Source organism: Arthrobacter sp. StoSoilB13, from assembly GCF_019977255.1.
Classification (GTDB): domain Bacteria; phylum Actinomycetota; class Actinomycetes; order Actinomycetales; family Micrococcaceae; genus Arthrobacter.
Map to the genome: position 1 here is coordinate 730,872 of NZ_AP024648.1, position 17,676 is coordinate 748,547.

Consider the following 17,676-nt stretch of genomic DNA (forward strand, 5'->3'; position numbering starts at 1 on the left):
TGTGCGGGACAGTTCCAGGCGGGACGGAGATAGGAACGTGTAAGTTCCTACGGTGAAACGGAGGCAGGAAGTGAGCATCGTGGTAAGGCGACCGGGACAGGTGGTGCGCCCGACGGATTCAAGGCAAAAGAGGCATGCAGTTGACGTCGTTCTTGGCCATTTGGGCGAGATCGGCCCCGCGGTAGCGGCCCTGCGCCGTGAATCGTCGCGGCTCGCTGAATGGGGTGAGGAACTGGCCCGTGTCCGTCTTCGTGGCGGAAGCGTTTTTGCTGCCGGCAGCGATGGCTCTGCCCACGAGGCACAGAGATTCACCTCCGAACTGGCGGCCCACGATGCCAATTATGGTTCGCCCGGCGATGGTTCTGCCTTCAAGGCCATATCTGTCAGCAACAGCGCCAATGACGGCGACCGCGCAAGCATCAGCGACCAGATTCGAGGGCAGGTTCGCCGCGGCGACATCGTGGTGTTGCTCGCTGCGAAGGGAATCACGGATGATCTCCGGGAGGCCGCTGCCGCTGCCAAGGCCGCCGGAGCACGTGTCTGGGCGTTGACCGGCAAGGAGTCCAAAGACCTTGCCCAGGCGGTCAACGAGGCGATCTGCATCGACACTGATCCGCCGCACGCTGAAGAAGCGCACCTGGTTGCCGTGCTGGCCCTTTGCGAATGCTTCGACGACGCCATGAAGCTACGGGGCCAGGGCTAAACAGCCTGTGATCTGCCTCTCACCAGGAATAGTTGCAGACGCTGCACAGTTGCCCAGAATGAACCTGATTCATTCTGAAAGGAACTGCGCATGCTGTTTTCCCCCTTGGCACTCGGTGAGCTTGAACTTCCCAACCGACTCGTGATGGCGCCTTTGACCCGGCTACGGGCCGGTGCTGAGGGAGTTCCGGGGTCACTGATCGCCGAACACTATCAGCAGCGCGCGTCCCTTGGTTTGATCGTCAGCGAGGGAACATACCCGACGCCGGCCGGTCAGTCGTACCCGGGCCAGCCCGGCCTGGTGACGGAAGCGCAAATTGCAGGCTGGAAGACGGTCACCGACGCCGTTCACTCGGAGGGTGGACGCATCTTCGCCCAGATCATGCACGGTGGCCGCGTTTCGCACGCCGACATCACAGGCGGCCACGAAATCGTGGGCCCGAGTGCTGTTGCCATCGAGGGCGAAGTCCGCACGCCCAATGGCAAGCAGCCCTACCCGGTGCCCCGCGAACTCCGCACCGATGAGCTGCCGTCAGTCATCCAGGAGATCGTCACTGCTTCCAAGAACGCGATCGAGGCAGGATTCGACGGCGTGGAACTCCACTCCGCCAACGGTTACCTGCTGCACGAATTCCTTGCGCCCAACTCCAATGTCCGGACCGACAGCTATGGCGGGTCCCCGGAGAACCGCGCGCGCTTCGTAATCGAGACCGTCAACGCCGTGGTTGAGGCATTGGGTGCAAACCGCGTGGGCATCCGTATCTCCCCGGAACACAATGTGCAGGGCATCGCCGAGACGGATGCAGCCGACGTCCGCGCTACCTACGAAGTCCTCGTGGAGACTATTGCGCCGCTCAACCTTGCCTACCTCAGTATCCTGCACCACGACCCCAAGGGCGATCTGGTCCAGGATCTTCGCGAACGCTTCAACGGCACGTTCCTGGTGAACACTGGCTTCAGCCAAATCACGACGCGCGAAGAAGCAGTTGCATTGGTGGCCGATGGCCTCGCGGACGGTGTTGTGGTTGGCCGCCCCGCCATTGCCAACCCGGACCTCGCGCGCCGCTGGCGTGAAAGCCTTCCGCTCAACGAGCCGGATGCGTCCACGTTCTATGCCGAGGGCGCAAAGGGTTACACGGACTACCCGTTCTACGCCAACTAACCCCGCAGAACCCCAGCAAGACCGCGACGTCGGCACTCACGCGAGTGCCGGCGTCGTGCTTTAACGTGTGCCCGCCCAACTAGGTCGCAGCACTGCGCGTTTTGACGGCTCAAAACGCGCGCTGCTGCGACCTGGTTGGGGGAGTGGGGGGCGCAATGTGACAGGGTGAGATAGCTGGTGCGGGAGACCTCCCGGGCTTGTGCGCGCCCGTTCCTATAGGATTTGTGGCATGTCTGAACCTTCGCCGGCTCTTGCCCGCCCCGGCTTTCCCGTCAGCCGCCAGGTGCTGGCCGATCACGTTTATGAAGCCCTCCTCGAATGGCTCATGGATGGTCGGCTCGAACCCGGGGCGGCCGTCAGCATTGACGGAATGGCGCGGGAACTGGACGTTTCCCCCACTCCGGTACGTGAGGCGCTGGCGCGATTGGAGCATACGGGCATGGTGCGGCGCGTGGCGCTGAAGGGGTATCGCGTTGCCCCCGTGTTCACGCGGGAGGACTTCGCGGAACTCATGGAAGCACGGCTTTCCATAGAGCCTGTGAATGCCCGCCTGGCGTGCGAGCGAATGACTTCGGAAGGCTTGGACGCATTAAAGCAGGCCGTTGAGGATCTCAAGACGGCACCCAGGGGCGGTACGTTTGCCGAGTACCGCAGCTACCTCGAGGCTGACGAGCGTTTCCACCAGTTGATCGCGGCGCAAGCCAGGAACCAGTTCCTCCTCGCCGCTTACAACACACTGGGCGGCCAGATCCAGCGCTTCCGGTTGTTTGGGGGAGTGGGCATCACGGATGCGGAGCAGGCTATCGCCGAACACCAAGCCGTGCTCGACGCGATGTCCAGCGGAGATCCGGGGAAAGCGGCGGAGGCAATGATCCAGCACGTGGAAAAGGTGCGGGGTAGGGCCATGGCTGACGCGCCCGAAGACTGAACACCCACCGATCCGTAAGGGCCTGCCGCGAACGCGGCGGGCCTTCTTCATGTGCAGCGTGACCGCCTTCACAGACATATGTAAGACATATAGGATCTAGGAAGTTTCGCGAAAAGGGTTGACAGCTTTGCTTGGTTCGTAAATCCTATAGGAAACAGGATTCCACGAAGGAGTGTTCACCATGGCGTATACCGCCGAGAATTGGCCCATCACCGCGGCCCTCCTGCAGTTCCCCGGCACCGACGCTGCGGGGCGGCACATCAACGACGCCGATGCTTCCGTGTGGGCGGGCGTCCTCCAGGAAGTGAAAGAGGCGGGCTTTGCCAACGCGGACCTCACCGACAGCTGGGTCCGTCCGGGCGATCTCAGCACGGATCGGCTGACCGAGTTCAAGCAGACGGCTGACGAAGTGGGAATCGGAGTGCCCGTCATCTCGGCAATCCGCCGAAGCGTCATCCACCAGACGGACTGGGCCGACAACCTCGCCTACAGCCACCGCACCATCGATGCCGCTGCGGAGCTCGGATGCGAGGTTGTCTCCTTCGGGCTTCACCAGGCCATCACGCCGGAGCAGCAGAAGCAGTTGTGGTTCTGGACGGTGGAGGGTTACAAGGACCCGGTAGGGGACAAGGAGCTGTGGGGCAACGCCGTGAGCCGCCTCCGCGAACTTGGCAAGCACGCAGCAGAAGCCGGCATCCTCATCTCCCTGGAAATGTACGAGGACACCTACCTCGGCACCGCTGATTCCTCCGTACAGCTGGTCCAGGACATCGGTCTGGACAACGTCGGCCTCAACCCGGACCTGGGTAACCTGATCCGCCTGCACCGTCCCATCGAGGACTGGCGTGAGATGGTGGCCAAGACCCTGCCGTACTCCAACTACTGGCACATGAAGAATTACATCCGGGACGAAGATGTGGCCCGTGACAGCTACATCACCATGCCCGCACCCATGGAAAGCGGCCTGATCAACTACCGCGAGGCATTCAAGTTCGCTCTCTCGGTCGGCTTCCAGGGCATCCTCTGCACCGAGCACTACGGTGGCGACGGGCTCAGCGTCACGGCCAGCAACCAGGAATACCTGCGCCGCCACGTCCTGCCGAAGACCGAGGGTTACAAACTCGGCACGAGCCAGGTCGCGCAAGGCCGGCAACAGCCCGCGACAGAATTCGCAGGAGTCTAAGGAATGACACAGATTTTCGACAACCCGGCAGACTTTGCCGATGAGGCCCTGGACGGCTTCGTGGCTGCCAACCGCGGCTATGTTGCCAGGGTGGATGGCGGCGTGGTCCGCTCCACCGAAGTACCTGCCGGGCAAGTGGCGTTGGTGGTCGGCGGCGGTTCCGGGCACTACCCGGCCTTCGCCGGATTGGTCGGCCCCGGACTCGCAACAGGCTCGGCCTGCGGCAATATGTTCGCCTCCCCGGCGGCCGGCCAGGTATACCGCGTGGCCAAAGCGGCCAATGCCGGAGGTGGGGTTCTGCTGAGCTACGGCAATTACGCTGGCGACGTCCTGCACTTCGGGCAGGCACAGCTCCGCCTCAACGCCGAGGGCATCGAAACGCGCACTGTCACCGTCACTGACGACATCGCCAGTGCACCCATCGATCAACTAGGGAAGCGCCGCGGCATCGCGGGCGATCTGACAGTCTTCAAGATTGCCGGTGCCGCCGCCGAAGCGGGACTGAACCTTGACGACGTCGAGCGTTTGGCCATCAAGACCAACTACCGGACCCGGTCCCTCGGCGTGGCTTTCGACGGTTGTACGCTGCCTGGTGCCAAGGATCCGCTGTTTCACGTCCCGGCCGGGCAGATGTCCCTGGGCCTTGGAATCCACGGTGAGCCCGGCATCTCTGAACTCCCGATGCCCACCGCGTCCGAGCTTGCACAACTTCTGGTTTCGAAGCTGCTCGCGGACAAGCCCGAGGACGCGGGGGATCGCGTGGTGGCGATCGTCAACGGCCTGGGCACTGTGAAGTATGACGAACTCTTCCTGCTGTTCGGTAAGGTCGAAAAGCTGCTCATCACCGCTGGCCTCACCGTTGTTGAACCGGAATGCGGCGAGCTGGTGACCAGTTTGGACATGTCCGGACTGTCCCTGACGCTGCTCTGGCTGGACGATGAACTCGAACAGTACTGGGCCGCGCCCGCCGATACTCCCGCTTTCCGCAAGGGCAGCATGGCACCCCGCGCAGCACGCGCCGAGGCAGCGATCGTCGACGCCGAAACCGCCGACGTCGAACAGCCCACCCCGGCCGCGGCGGAACTTGGGCGGCAGGCCGTGGCGGTTCTCGGCCAGGTCCGCGATGTCGTCGTCGAACACGAAGACGAGCTCGGCAAGCTGGACGCTATCGCCGGCGATGGTGATCACGGAATCGGCATGCGTCGCGGCGTCGACGCTGCGGCTGCTGCGGGCGAGGCCGAGTCGGGCTCATCGGTAGCGCGGGTCCTTGCAGCGGCCGGCGAGGCCTGGAGCGAACGGGCAGGCGGAACATCCGGCGCGCTGTGGGGTTCGGCGGTCATCGCGGCCGGCCAAGCACTCGGCAACCGCGAATCGTATTCGTCCCGCGACGCCGCCGCCGCGGTGAAGGCCTTCGTCCTGGCCATCACCGAACTCGGCAAGGCCGAGCCCGGAGACAAGACCATGGTGGACGCCCTCCTGCCATTCCGGGACGCCTTCCTGACAGAGCTCGACGGCGGTGCTCCCGTTGATCGGGCACTGGCAGCAGCCGCTGCGGCTGCTGAATTGGCCGCCGCGCAGACCGCTGAACTGCGGCCGCTCAAGGGCCGGGCCCGCCCACTTGCCGAGAAGAGCCTCGGCCATCCGGATCCCGGCGCAGTCTCCTTTGGCCTGATCGCCACAAGGATCTCCCAACACATTGATTCACTACTGGCCAGCGCTGCTTCAGCGTCTCCGGCCGGAAACGGAGCCTAAGAATGAGCGACACACAAGGCTGGCGCATCGTCGTCGGCAACGACGAAGCCGGAGTGGAATACAAGCAGGCACTCCTGGCATTGCTGGAATCCGACCCGCGCGTTGCAGCAGTGACCGATGCCGGAGTCGGTGCCAACGATTCAACGGCCTATCCGCACGTTGCAGTCGATGCCGCCCGCAAGGTAGCTGACGGTGAGTTCGATCGGGCCCTCCTGATCTGCGGCACCGGGCTGGGCGTGGCCATTGCGGCCAACAAGGTCCCCGGAATCCGTGCGGTGACCGCCCACGACAGCTACTCGGTGGAACGCTCAGTGTTGAGCAACAATGCGCAGGTCCTCACGCTCGGGCAGCGGGTGATTGGCTTGGAACTGGCCAAGAAGCTCGTAGGGGAGTGGCTCGGCCACCGCTTTGACCAAAACTCATCCTCCGCCGCGAAGGTGGACGCCATTTGCTCCTACGAGCCCAACTACACGAAGGCAGTTTGATCATGACCATTCCTGAAGCAACCGAGGGCACCGCGAAGAACGCAGCCCGGAAGATCGCCGTCGTCGGCTCCGGTTACATGGGTGGCGGCATCGCCCAGGTCCTGGCGCTCGGCGGAGCGCGCGTGGCTTTGGCTGATGTCTCTGCCGAGATCGCGCAGAAGAACTTCGACCGCCTCCTGGTTGAGTCTGACCAGTTCATTGCCGATGGCCTTTTCCCTGAAGGTTCCACGGAGATCCTCAAGCAGAACCTGTGGGCCGCGAAGGACATTGAGGAAGCCGTTGCGGACGCCGACTTCATCGAGGAATGCGTTCCCGAGGTCTTGGAAATCAAGCACCAGACGCTCGCCCGGATCAGCGCAGCTGCCCGCCCGGATGCCCTGATTGGCTCCAACACCTCAACGATTTCCATTGCCTCCCTGGCAGAAGCCGTGACCAACCCCGAGCGGTTCCTGGGCGTTCACTTCTCCAACCCGTCGCCGTTTATCCCCGGCGTCGAGGTCATTCCGCACGCCGGCACCGACGCCGCCACGGTAGCCGCTTCCCGCGAGCTGGTCCACGCGGCCGGCAAGCAGACCGCCGTCGTGAAGGACGTTACGGGTTTTGTGCTCAACCGCTTGCAGTACGCGCTGTTCCACGAAGCTGCGCAGCTGGTGGAGCAGGGCATCGCAACAGCGGACGACGTCGACACCCTGGTGCGTACGACGTTCGGCTTCCGCTTGCCGTTCTTTGGTCCGTTTGCGATCGCGGACATGGCCGGTTTGGACGTTTACAACTTCTGCTACAAGTCCCTGCAGACCGGCTTCCCGGAGCGGTTTGCGACGCCGAAGATCCTCTCGGACCTCGTGGAGGCAGGCAAGCTCGGCACCAAGACCGGCGCGGGCTTCCTCAACGTCCCCGCCGAGCGCACCCCGGAACTCATCGCATACCGGAACAAGGCCTACGTCGCCATGCAAAAGCTCATTGAAGAGCTCGGCCCGGCACCCATCAACTAACTTTTTCAGGAGAAAACACATGTCTTTCCCCGCTGAACGCACCGCCATCGTCACCGGCGCCGTTTCCGAGCGCGGCATCGGCCGCGCCACAGTGAACTACCTGGCCGCCCAAGGCTGGAACATCGGCATCATCGATCTGGATGACGCCGCCTGCAAGGCTGCAGCCAAGGAAGTTGCTGCAGAATACGGGATCCAGGCCCACGGAGTCGGCGCGAACGTCGCCAGCGAAGCCGAAGTCCGGGCCGCCATCGATGACCTGGAAGCGGAGCTGCCGCAGATCGTCGCCCTGGCCAACGTTGCCGGCGTCAGCTCGCCCATCGGATATCTGGAACTCGAACCTGCCGAGTGGGACCGCGTGCTGAACATCAACCTCAACGGTGTCCACTACGCCACCCGCCGGGTGGCCGAATCCATGGTCAAGAACCGGATCGGCCGCATCGTGAACATCTCGTCGGTCTCCGCCCAGCGCGGTGGTGGCACGTTCTCCAAAACCCCCTACTCGGTTGCCAAAGCCGGTGTGATCGGCCTGACCCGTGCCACGGCCCGGGAACTGGGCGAATACGACATCACCGTCAACGCGATCTCACCCGGCCCCATCGACACCGACATCATGGGCGGCACGTTGAGCCAGGAACGCAAGGACGAACTGACCAAGGACCTCGTGGTGAACCGCGTGGGCTCCACCAGGGACATCGCCGCCGCCATCGCCTTCCTCATCAGCGAGGACTCCGGATACATTTCCGGCCAGACGCTGAACGTGGATGGCGGGCTGTACATGCACTAGGGCCGTGAAGACCCCTGACGTTATGAAGACCTGGACCAGAGAACGCAAGATCTACCTTGCCGTGGGCATCCTTGCCTGCGCAGTGGGCATGGTGCTCATTTTCTTCCCGCGCTGATGGCGCGCTTCCTAAGCCATCGCAACCCCAACTGAATTGCTCAAAGAGGAGTTTCAATGTCCGTTGCCTCAACTTCCACCAAGGAGTTGCTGGATTCACCGATTCTGACGTCGGCCATATCCAAGGCTTCGCTGCGGCTGATGCCGATGCTCGTCATCCTGTACGTGGTGGCATTCCTTGACCGCACCAACGTGGGCTTCGCCGAAGCTGCCCTTGGGGTGGACAAAGGTATTACCGCAGGTGCTTACGCACTGGGTGCCGGTATCTTCTTCATCGGCTACGCATTGTTCGAGATCCCCAGCAACCTGCTGCTCACCAAGTTCGGCGCCAAAGTCTGGCTGGCCCGCATCGCCATCACCTGGGGCGTAGTGTCCGCGTGCTTCGCCTTCGTACAAGGTGAGACGTCGTTCATCATTCTCCGCTTCCTGCTGGGTGTCACCGAGGCAGGTCTCTTCCCGGGCGTCATCATGTTCCTCGCCGCCTGGTTCCCCAACAAAGTGCGTGTGAAGATGTTCGCCATCTTCTATCTGGCTCAGCCTCTGTCCCAGATGCTGGGTGCTCCGCTGTCCGGCTGGCTCATCAACATCGGTGACCAGGTTCCTGGCGTCGCAGGCTGGCAGGTCATGTTCTTCGTTGAAGGTTCTTTGGCCATCGTGGCAGGCATCGCGTCCTTCTTCTTCCTCATCAACAGCCCACAGGACGCCAAGTTCCTGAGCAAAGAAGAGAAGGTAGCCCTGACCGATGTCATGGCACTGGAAGACACCGTCAAGGAAGAATCAGGTCCGCGCGGTGTGCTCGCTTCCATGCGTAACGGCCGGGTCTGGTACTTCACCGTCATCTACTTCTGCTTGCAGGTGGCTGTCTATGGCGTCACGTTCTATTTGCCGCAGCAGGTGTCCCAGCTCACCGGCCAAAAGGTGGGGCTCGCCGTCGGACTCCTTGCCGCTATCCCATGGTTCTTCGGGATCTTTGCCTGCTACTTCGTTGGCAAGGCTGCAAACACTGTGGCACGTCGCCGCCGCTGGGGGACCGCATTGTTCGTCTCCACAGGCCTCTGCATCTTCGGTTCCGCCTGGGCGGGCGCCAACCACCTTCCGGCGTTGGGCATCATCTTCATCACGCTGGCGGTGTGCAGCTTCCTGTCGACCGGTCCCATTTGCTGGTCGTATCCGACCGCGTTCCTCACCGGAACTGCTGCGGCTGCCGGTATCGGGCTGATCAATTCCCTGGGCAACCTCGGCGGTTTCGTCGCACCGATCCTTCGCACCACGGTCAACCAGGTCACGGCCTCGGACACGGGCACCATGGGTGTTTACGCCCTGGGTGTCCTGCCCTTCCTGGCCGCGCTGATGATGTTCGGCACCCGGGGCCCTTCACCAACAAAGCCGACGAGTTGCTGGACAAGTAGCCGTGGACAAGACTGCCTTTGATTTCCTCGATGCTCCTGTCGGGGCCTTGTTCATCGGTGTCAGTACCAAGATGTACATGGGCTACGCGCAAAGTTTGGCGTGGCTGGAGCAGTTGCTGGCAGAAGTGGACGCCCGTCCGGCCCTTGCGGCCGGGCGGGTGGTCCCGTTTGTGATCCCTTCATTTCCGGTGCTGCCCGCAGCGTCCGCGATGCTTCAGGGTTCGACAATGGTCCTTGGGGCCCAGAACTGTGGTTGGTCGGACGGGCCGTGGACTGGCGAAGTCTCCCCGTCGATGCTTGCCGAGCTTGGTGTCGGCCTGGTGGAGATCGGCCATGCGGAACGGCGCCGCCACTTTGCCGAAGACGATGCCAGGGTGGCCCTGAAGGTTCGTGCCGCCGTCGACGCTGGCCTGACGCCATTGCTGTGCGTCGGAGAGACGGTGGTGGATGAACCTGGAACTGCCGCCGATGCCGTGTTCGGGCAGGTTAAGACGGCCGTGTCCGGGGACTGGTCCGTCGCTTCCCAAATGGTGATCGCCTACGAACCCGTGTGGGCGATCGGTGCTGCCGAGCCGGCATCGGCTGCCTATGTTTCCCAGGTTGTGGCTGAGCTGCGGGTATTGCTCGCTGCCCACGGGGTGAAGCAGCTGCCCATCATTTACGGTGGCTCGGCGAAGCCGGGTCTCCTGCCGCAGCTGGAAGGGGTTTCCGGGCTCTTCCTGGGCCGCTTCGCGCACGACGCCACCAACTTCGGCCGTGTGCTGGACGAGGCCCTCTCGCTGCCCAAGTAAGTCGCAGCAGATGCCCTTTTGAGCCCTCAAAAGGGCATCTGCTGCGACTCAGTTGGGTGGGACGAAGCGCTTAGGTGACCCCGCGCTGGCAAAGGGCCACAAAGCCGCCAAGGTTCTCCAGACCCTCGGGATGCGTCGGGAGGTAGTTGGTGAGTTCGGGTGAACGCACGACGACGGCACGCCACTGACCGCGTGACACCGCCACGTTGATTCGGTTGCGCAAGAGCAAGAACTCCATGCCGCGCGGCACCTCCCCGGCAGCTGATGCGGCCATGGAGACGATAACCACCGGCGCTTCCTGGCCTTGGAACTTGTCCACCGTGCCCACCCGGACCTTGGTGAGCCCGGCCTCGCGGAGCTGGTGCTTGATGAGCTGAACCTGGGCGTTGTAGGCGGCGACCACGAGGACGTCGGTTTCCATGAGGGGCCGCGGGCCTTCCTCCTCTTCGGAGGGGTCTAGCCACTGAAGACCCAGGTGGGCCCGGACCTGGCGAACCACTTCTGCCGCTTCCTCGGGCGAAGAGCTCGCGTTCCCTGTGTGGTTAACGTAGACGCAGGAAATCCCGGGCTCTGCTCTATCCAGCTGACGCTTCGAAGCCGCGGGGGCCGCTTCCAGACGGCCGTCGTACGACAAGTCCGAAACAGCAGAGCAGAGGGCCGGATGCATGCGCCACGACAAGGCGAGGAAGTAGCCAAGCTCCGGTGGAAGGGTGTTGTAACCATCGGACAGCCAGCCCAGCGCGGACTCGTCAACCGGTTCAGGGTGTATTCCCTGGGTGACCTGGGGAAGCTGCTGGGGGTCTCCGAGCAGCAGGAGGCTCTTTGTGGCCCGGCTGACAGCCATGGTATTGGCCAAGGAAAACTGTCCGGCCTCGTCAATGACCAGCAGGTCCAGGGAACCCGCGGGAACGGAACTTCCCACCATGGTCCAGGCCGTTCCACCGATCAGGGCTCCGCCAGGCTTGGACAGGATGTCCGCCACGTCGCCCTTGGCGCACCCGTTCCACGGCACAGGTTCGTTGTGCTTGACTTCCTTGGCCACCCGCAACGGATCCACTCCGGCTTTCTCCACCGCTGCACAAAGCATGTGTTCCACCACGGCGTGGGATTGCGCCACGACGCCAACTTTCCAACCATCTGCTACAAGCCGGGCCAAAACGTGGGCACCAACATAGGTCTTTCCGCTGCCGGGAGGGCCTTGGACTGCCAAGTACGAGTTGTCCAAATCCTTCACAGCAGCAGTGATGGCGTCGATGTACCCATCGGGACCAGGTTCCACGGCGGGCAGCGACGCGAGCGTGCGAAGCTTAGGTGGTTGTCGTCGAACCAGATCCAGCGAACAATCCCGCGGCCACAACGGCAGGGAGGCCCGGAGCTTTGTTGCCAGTGCTGCCAATGCGGCTCTCTGCCCGGTGGTGTAGAGGGGCTCGTCAGGCGTCAAAGCCATGGGCAGCTGCTTGAACTCGGTGGAGTCGTTGCGCAGGCTTTCCTCCATGATCACGGACTCAAGCTCGCCTTCTTCGCCAACCTCAATGACCTCAGTCTTGCTCCAACCAGCCCTACCCAGCACTGATGATTCCTTACCGACCAAGGCGTCAGGCAGCGGGGGACCATACATCCGGAAGTACGTCTTGCCAGGCTCCAACCCGGCACCGTCACCGGAACGGCCAATGAGTTTCACTGTCCGTACGCGGTTCCGGCGAGGCGGGCGCTTGGCCCAGTCCTGCAGCACTTCCGCATGGTCAACCGTGAAGATGTCGCGGCCGTCTTCCCACTGGGAGGTTGGCTTTTCCAAGCGGTCGAAGTGCCCCCACCAGTGCTGTTTGTCCTCACGACGGTGGTACCCAACGCCCGCTGCCACAATTGCTATCGCCCGGGAATCCGCTGATGCCCTTTCTTCCCCAGGGAGACCGTCAAGGTAGTCGAACAGCGCCTTTTCCTCCGGCGCAGCCTGGTACTTGTCCTCCTCAGGCGTGGGCTCCTCCTGCGTTATGGAGCCTGGCACGATGGATCGCTCGGCGGCGCGGGCTAGAAGCCAATTGCGCAGCTCCAAGGTTGAGAGACAGTCGTACTCGTTGTAGTCGCGGATGCTTTCAAGGATGGCTGCGGCCTGCTCAGCCTGCCCGGTGTCCCTCGCCGTGCAGAAGTCCGCGTAGGCAACCACGGAGGCACCGGCGTCGGTCACGTCTCCGGACCGGAGGTGCTGGCCCATGTAGAGGGGTTCAAGTTTCTTGATGCTGTACGAGTTCTCGGAAACGCGGATGCTGTGGCGGACGGTGTCGTAAAGGTCCACCAGGACGCCTTGCTTCAGGAGGTCGTCGACGGCGGTTTCGCCCACCACGTGCGTCAGGGAAAGGTTGCGAAGGGCCGTCTTCTCGTAAGCGGCGTAATGGTAAATGTGCATGCCCGGGTACGTAGCCCGGCGTTTGGCAACGTACTCCAGGAAATCAACAAAAGCCTGGCCCTCCTCCTCCCGGGAATGAGCCCAAAATGGACGAAACACCGGTTGGGCGCCGGGCTCCGCCGGGTTTTCGATGACGCCGAAAAGGTACTCGAGGCCCCATTTGCCCGTGACGGGATCCTGCCACAAAGGATCGCCCTCGAAGTCGAAGAAAATATCGCCGGGATCCGGTTCCGGGAGCCTGCCGAGGGTGTTCTCCGGCAGGATCTTATAGCTGACAGTTTTGGCTTCGCCTGCTTTGTCCGTGTACTTCACTGTCCCGTCCGGAGTCCCTACGCCGGTCTGCAACTGTGCTTGCTCGCGCAGCCGAAGCAAGGTGGGATCAGGGGCATCGGGGAGTGCCGCGAGCTGGTCGATCGTGGTGACTCCGGCCTCTATCAGCTTCTTACGCCGGCTGATCCGCATTCCGGCAACCATGAGGAGGTCCCGGTGCAGTTTTACTTGCTCGGCACAGTAGTCGCAGCGGCCGCACGCGGAGAAGCGGGAGTCGCCCCATTCGATGGGTCCCGAAGCAGCTCGATGGGCCCGCGGTCATTCCAAGAAAGCGTTCCCGGCGTTCCTTGAAGACGGGCAAAATTTCCGCGAGCGGGTGATCGCTCTGCACGCGGTTGCCCAGGACCAAGGTGACTGTGGGATCAGGCGTAATACCGGCCTGAAGAAGTTGATCGCCATACGCAGCCAGCTGCAAAAGTGCAGTGACCTTGGCATGGCGTGCAAGCTTTGTGTCGAAGACGGCGTACTGACCGCCGGGACGCTTGACCAGGAAGTCGGAGCGGCCGTGGAATTGGCCGTCGAAGAACGCGGCCTGGAACACGATGTCCGCTCCGGAGCGCAAGGCGTCGATGGATTCCGCATGCTTGGCCAAAAGGGTGGCGCGGTCCATGGCGGAGGCGGGAACGACGTCGTAAACGCCCTGTCCTGTTGCCGCGTCCCAAGGCCCGAACTCTGCCACGAACTCGTCCAAGACCCTGTGCTCATGGACATCGCCGAGCTTGGCCGTGCGATCCAACATGGCATCTGCCGCGAACTCAGCTTTGGGGGAGCGGCCCAGTTTTTCGTCGAGTTTCCGGAGCAACTGGTACTCACAGGTGGCAGCGATGACCAGATCACTGGCTGAGAACACCAAATCCTGCGGCGCGCCAGCTATCTCCGAATCGAGAAAGAACACCGTGACCTACTCCCTGTTGCCGGATGAACCACTGTTGCCGGATGAACCACTCCGAAGTGGACCATGAAGCCAAGCTATCAGCGGCCTCCGACAATTTAGACTGCACCCATGACTGAAACAGCACCGACCACCGTCGATCCCGCTTTCGAAGCCGCCTACGAGGCCGCACAAAAGAGTCTCAGCGAGGGCGGGATCCCTATTGGCGCCGCGTTGGCCCGCGGTGGGAAGATCATCGCCAGCGGGCACAACGAACGTGTCCAGCATGGCGATCCGATCGCGCATGGCGAGATGTCCACGTTGCGCGCTGCCGGCCGGCAAAAGACCTACCGGGATACGACGCTTTACACCACGTTGGCGCCGTGTGCGATGTGCACCGGAACCATCATCCAGTTCAAGATTCCGCGCGTGGTGGTGGGCGAAGCGGAGACGTTCCCGGGAGAATTCGATCTCCTGCGTTCGCGTGGTGTTGAAGTAGTTGTCCTCGATGACCCCCGGTGCGTGGACATGATGCGTACCTTCCAGGATGAACACCCGGAACTCTGGGCGGAGGATATCGCGGAGTAGACATGAAGAGAGCGACGGCGGCACCCATCTTTTCGAGCGATGGAGGGTGCCGCCGTCGCCGGCTGCGGAGGAGCCACATGCCAAACGGTCATCCGACGACTATTTGGCAGGCTTCCTCGGAGCCGACCGGCGGGAACGGGCCGCCGGAGTTGATGGGATCAGTTCCTTGACCTGTGCCAGGACTGTGGGGTTTACGCCGCGGGAGCCCAGGTCTTTGGCAAGGGTTTCCACCTCTGACTTTGCGGCCGCGGTGTTGTCCGCCTTCACGTGCAGTTCCGTCCGCAGTTCCACGAGCTTCCTGTAGGCCAGGTTGTTCGCTGCTCCGCTGCCCTTCTGGTAACTCGCCAGCCCGGCATCCGTCAGCGCCAGCGCCCGCTCAGGATCGGCGCTGTGGTGCTTCACCATCTTGTCTTCCTTGCGGCGATAGAAGTCATCACCCACGGATTGCGCGACGGCGGTAGCCGCCTTGACGCCCAAGGGCTCACCGCTGAATCGCTCGGCTGCCTCGGTCAGGGCGTCCAGCCCTTTGCTCAGGTGGGGTGACATGGACCCTTCGAAGGCGAGCGTGAGTCCTACTTCCCGCGTGAAGAACTCCGGTGCAAACCGGTCCTCCTCCCGTGTGACCGGGAAGCCGACCCGCAAAGGCAAGGTGTTGGACGCCTGGACAATGCCCTCCGTTGAATAGATCGCGCGGACCAGGTACTGGCCGGGCTCATCGAATGCGAAGCCTTGCACTCCAAATGCCAGCTGGACCAGTTGGCTGTAGCGGTCGCTGCCGTCACTCGTGGCTCCGGCGGCAGGTTCCAGGGTCACCGGTTCAGGGAGGCCATAGAAGCAGACCACTGATTCGTGCAGTACCACCGTTCCGTCCGGCTTCTGCACGTAAACAGTGGTGTTTCCGAACCTGGGATCCAGCCGGCCGTCCACCACTACTGGTACATCGCTGGTGTTCCGCAGCCGGAATTCGATGGACACGGGCTCCATGTAGTCGAAGTGGCTCTTGGCTGAGAGCGTAAGTTCAACATCGCTGCCCGGCCCGGAGACGGTCATGGAGCCGGCAGGGGATTCCAGGTGCCCACCGGATGCCCACGGATCTCCACCCATAATCACGGATGCACGGTCGCCATGGCGCATGTGGAGCAGTTCGTCGTCGTCGAACCGGAACCGGAAGTTGCCCCAGAAGGTATCGGTGCCGTTGCGCTGATCCTATTTCCAGTCGTAGTTCATCCAGGACAACGAATCCGGCCTCGCCTTGTCCCAGGCATGCAGGAAGTTGAACGCGTGCCCTGCCTCGTGGACCCACGTGTACAGGAAGTGGCGCATGGCCCAGGGCCTGGTCCTGCGTGGTGGGGTTCGAGACAAGATTGGTGAACCAGGAGTGGTTGCGGAAGACTGCAAAACCCTGGCGGTCCGGACCGCGGCCCGCGCCGCCAAAGCCTGCAGCGGCGTCGAACATGATGCCACCAACTCCGGCGCTGTCGAAGAGGCCGGCCTGCACGCCCCAAAGGTTCCAGGCAGGCCATCCGGAGTTGAACTTGCCGAAGGAGGTTTCCATGGCGTCGTGAAGTTCACCGACGTTCCACGAGGCGAAGCCGGCTGCACTGTCATCGATCACTGTGTGGACCGGATCGATGGTGACGGCGATTCCCGCGTCCAGGTACGAGGATTCGATGGTGATGGTGCGCTCAGTCAGGTCTGCCGGGCGGTTGCTATGTGAATGGCTGTTGTAGACGGGCGCCTTGGGTTCGATGTCCACGGACGTGCAGTAGTCGAGTTCAAGGTTCATATCGCGGAAGCAGCCCGAACGGTAGGCGCAGGCGTATGGCTGCCCGGCAACGCCGCCCGCCGTGAACGTGGCCACTGCGCCGGTGATCGCGCCGTGGGACCAGGACACGTTGATTTCCACTGTTGTGGCGGGGTGCGTGCCTTTCCAGTAACGGACGGTTCCAGTGATGTGTGCATGCGCACGGGTCATGGTGACCACCGGGGCGTCCACGATCCAGGACTCCACATACGTCTTCACGAGTTGGTTGAGCCCACCTGCTTTGACCCAGCGGGTGCTGTATAGATCGCCACTGACTTTGTTCAGCACCGGGGATTCCACGCTCTGGCGGGGATCCACATCCAAGCGGAGGTCCAGCGCGCTGCCGACAGGACCGTTGCCCGCCTGGTTGCCTTCATAACGACCGCTCACGGGAGCGGAGCGCCAGCACCTCCAAAATTCTTCGGAGGGCCATGTCAAGGTGCTGGGCTGGGGGCCATAACTGTGGGGTCCAAAAGCGTCAGACCCAACAGTGGGTGGAAACGGGATTTCAGAGGGGTTGCCGGGGACAGGGTTGTAGTGGGTGCCGGGGACGTTGGGGGTGTCCATGTGAGGATCTTTCTCGCTCTGCAAGCAGTCAATATGCGTTCGCCCATCACGGGATGTACCGGATGGACGGCATGACGGTTCAGGGCGGGGCGATGCAGGTGAGGAGTCCCAGAGGGGTGAAAGTGGCCATGCCCAGAAGCCGTGTGTAACCCAAAATGAGGATACTCCAACGAATGGATTATATCTAGGGAGGCGTCTTAATTTTCTGCCCGGTAACCTGCCGGATCGCCTAGTCAGCCGCAGCCGCCAAGCGTAGGCTGGCAGCATCGGCGTCGGTGCCGAAAGGACCATCCCGGAGGACCCCGCGTCGATGAACCCCATTCGATGAAGGAGGACCCATGAGTGTCGTACGTGAATTCATGACCACAAATGCCCAGTGCATCCCGGAGGACCAGACTCTCCAGGACGCCGCCCGCATGATGAGGGATCTGGACTGCGGTTCACTTCCCATCTGCGGCAATGACGGCAAGCTCACCGGCTTCATCACCGACCGCGACATCGTGGTCAAGTGTCTGGCCGAGGGAAAGGACGCCCGCGAAGTCCGGGCCCGCGACCTCGCCACTGGTAAGCCGTATTGGATTGACGCTGATGCCAATGTTGACGAAGCCATCGCCATGATGGAAGAGCATCAGGTTCGCCGTCTTCCCGTCATCAAGGATCACCAGCTCGTAGGCATCATCAGCCAGGGAGACATTGCCCGCAACCACTACGCAGAACAGCGCGTGGGCGAAATGGTGGAGCACATTTCCGCCAAGGAGCATATGTCCCACTAGCGGCCGACCAGCCACAGTAATCCAGGTAATCCAGCCG

Annotated in this window: 13 protein-coding genes and 2 pseudogenes; 12 read left to right on the plus strand and 3 right to left on the minus strand. The window is 62.5% G+C overall.

Translation table 11 applies throughout. From position 1 onward, the window contains the following. Positions 1-70 precede the first annotated feature (70 nt). The 10 genes and pseudogenes from LDP01_RS15645 (at position 71) to LDP01_RS15690 (ending at position 10,302) form a co-directional block, all read left to right on the plus strand. Positions 71-703 (plus strand): SIS domain-containing protein, encoded by a 633-nt coding sequence (locus LDP01_RS15645; RefSeq protein ID WP_224091293.1) that lies wholly within the window; start codon positions 71-73, stop codon positions 701-703. A 90-nt stretch (positions 704-793) separates the two neighbouring features. Beyond that, complete coding sequence (locus LDP01_RS15650) at positions 794-1,864, plus strand: alkene reductase (RefSeq protein WP_224091295.1); 1,071 nt, start codon at positions 794-796, stop codon at positions 1,862-1,864. Between the two features lie 229 nt (positions 1,865-2,093). Further along, positions 2,094-2,792, plus strand: a complete 699-nt coding sequence (locus tag LDP01_RS15655; RefSeq protein ID WP_224091297.1) for a GntR family transcriptional regulator — start codon at positions 2,094-2,096, stop codon at positions 2,790-2,792. A gap of 181 nt (positions 2,793-2,973) precedes the next feature. Then, the gene (locus LDP01_RS15660) at positions 2,974-3,975 is read left to right on the plus strand and encodes a sugar phosphate isomerase/epimerase family protein (protein WP_224091298.1); all 1,002 of its coding nucleotides are present in this window, start codon (positions 2,974-2,976) and stop codon (positions 3,973-3,975) included. Between the two features lie 3 nt (positions 3,976-3,978). Then, positions 3,979-5,727, plus strand: coding sequence for a dihydroxyacetone kinase subunit DhaL (gene dhaL / locus LDP01_RS15665; protein ID WP_224091299.1), 1,749 nt, complete (start codon positions 3,979-3,981; stop codon positions 5,725-5,727). Positions 5,728-5,729: 2 nt separating this feature from the next. Further along, positions 5,730-6,212: a ribose-5-phosphate isomerase gene (locus LDP01_RS15670; RefSeq protein WP_224091300.1), complete on the plus strand. Its 483-nt coding sequence runs from the start codon at positions 5,730-5,732 to the stop codon at positions 6,210-6,212. Positions 6,213-6,214: 2 nt separating this feature from the next. Then, the gene (locus LDP01_RS15675; RefSeq protein WP_224091301.1) at positions 6,215-7,204 is read left to right on the plus strand and encodes a 3-hydroxyacyl-CoA dehydrogenase family protein; all 990 of its coding nucleotides are present in this window, start codon (positions 6,215-6,217) and stop codon (positions 7,202-7,204) included. Between the two features lie 19 nt (positions 7,205-7,223). Further along, positions 7,224-7,988 (plus strand): SDR family NAD(P)-dependent oxidoreductase, encoded by a 765-nt coding sequence (locus LDP01_RS15680; RefSeq protein ID WP_224091302.1) that lies wholly within the window; start codon positions 7,224-7,226, stop codon positions 7,986-7,988. Positions 7,989-8,159: 171 nt separating this feature from the next. After that, a pseudogene (locus tag LDP01_RS15685) lies at positions 8,160-9,511 on the plus strand (MFS transporter). A gap of 2 nt (positions 9,512-9,513) precedes the next feature. Next, positions 9,514-10,302 carry a triose-phosphate isomerase family protein gene (locus LDP01_RS15690; RefSeq protein ID WP_224091303.1) on the plus strand — a complete coding sequence of 263 codons (789 nt, stop codon included), beginning with the start codon at positions 9,514-9,516 and terminating at the stop codon, positions 10,300-10,302. A gap of 70 nt (positions 10,303-10,372) precedes the next feature. On the opposite strand, the pseudogene LDP01_RS15695 reads toward LDP01_RS15690, so the two are convergent. Continuing rightward, a pseudogene (locus LDP01_RS15695) lies at positions 10,373-13,931 on the minus strand (TM0106 family RecB-like putative nuclease). Positions 13,932-14,039: 108 nt separating this feature from the next. Between LDP01_RS15695 and LDP01_RS15700 the strand changes: the two are divergent. Continuing rightward, positions 14,040-14,495, plus strand: a complete 456-nt coding sequence (locus tag LDP01_RS15700) for a nucleoside deaminase (RefSeq protein WP_224091304.1) — start codon at positions 14,040-14,042, stop codon at positions 14,493-14,495. Positions 14,496-14,594: 99 nt separating this feature from the next. Here the strand turns inward: LDP01_RS15700 and LDP01_RS15705 are convergent, their stop codons facing one another. Further along, positions 14,595-15,545, minus strand: coding sequence for a hypothetical protein (locus LDP01_RS15705; RefSeq protein ID WP_224091305.1), 951 nt, complete (start codon positions 15,543-15,545; stop codon positions 14,595-14,597). Beyond that, positions 15,514-16,866: a hypothetical protein gene (locus LDP01_RS15710; RefSeq protein WP_224091306.1), complete on the minus strand. Its 1,353-nt coding sequence runs from the start codon at positions 16,864-16,866 to the stop codon at positions 15,514-15,516. The genes LDP01_RS15705 and LDP01_RS15710 overlap by 32 nt, the downstream gene beginning before the upstream one ends. 338 nt (positions 16,867-17,204) lie before the next feature. Here LDP01_RS15710 and LDP01_RS15715 point away from each other — a divergent pair, with 338 nt between their 5' ends. Beyond that, the gene (locus LDP01_RS15715) at positions 17,205-17,639 is read left to right on the plus strand and encodes a CBS domain-containing protein (protein WP_224091308.1); all 435 of its coding nucleotides are present in this window, start codon (positions 17,205-17,207) and stop codon (positions 17,637-17,639) included. The last annotated feature ends 37 nt before the right edge of the window (positions 17,640-17,676 follow it).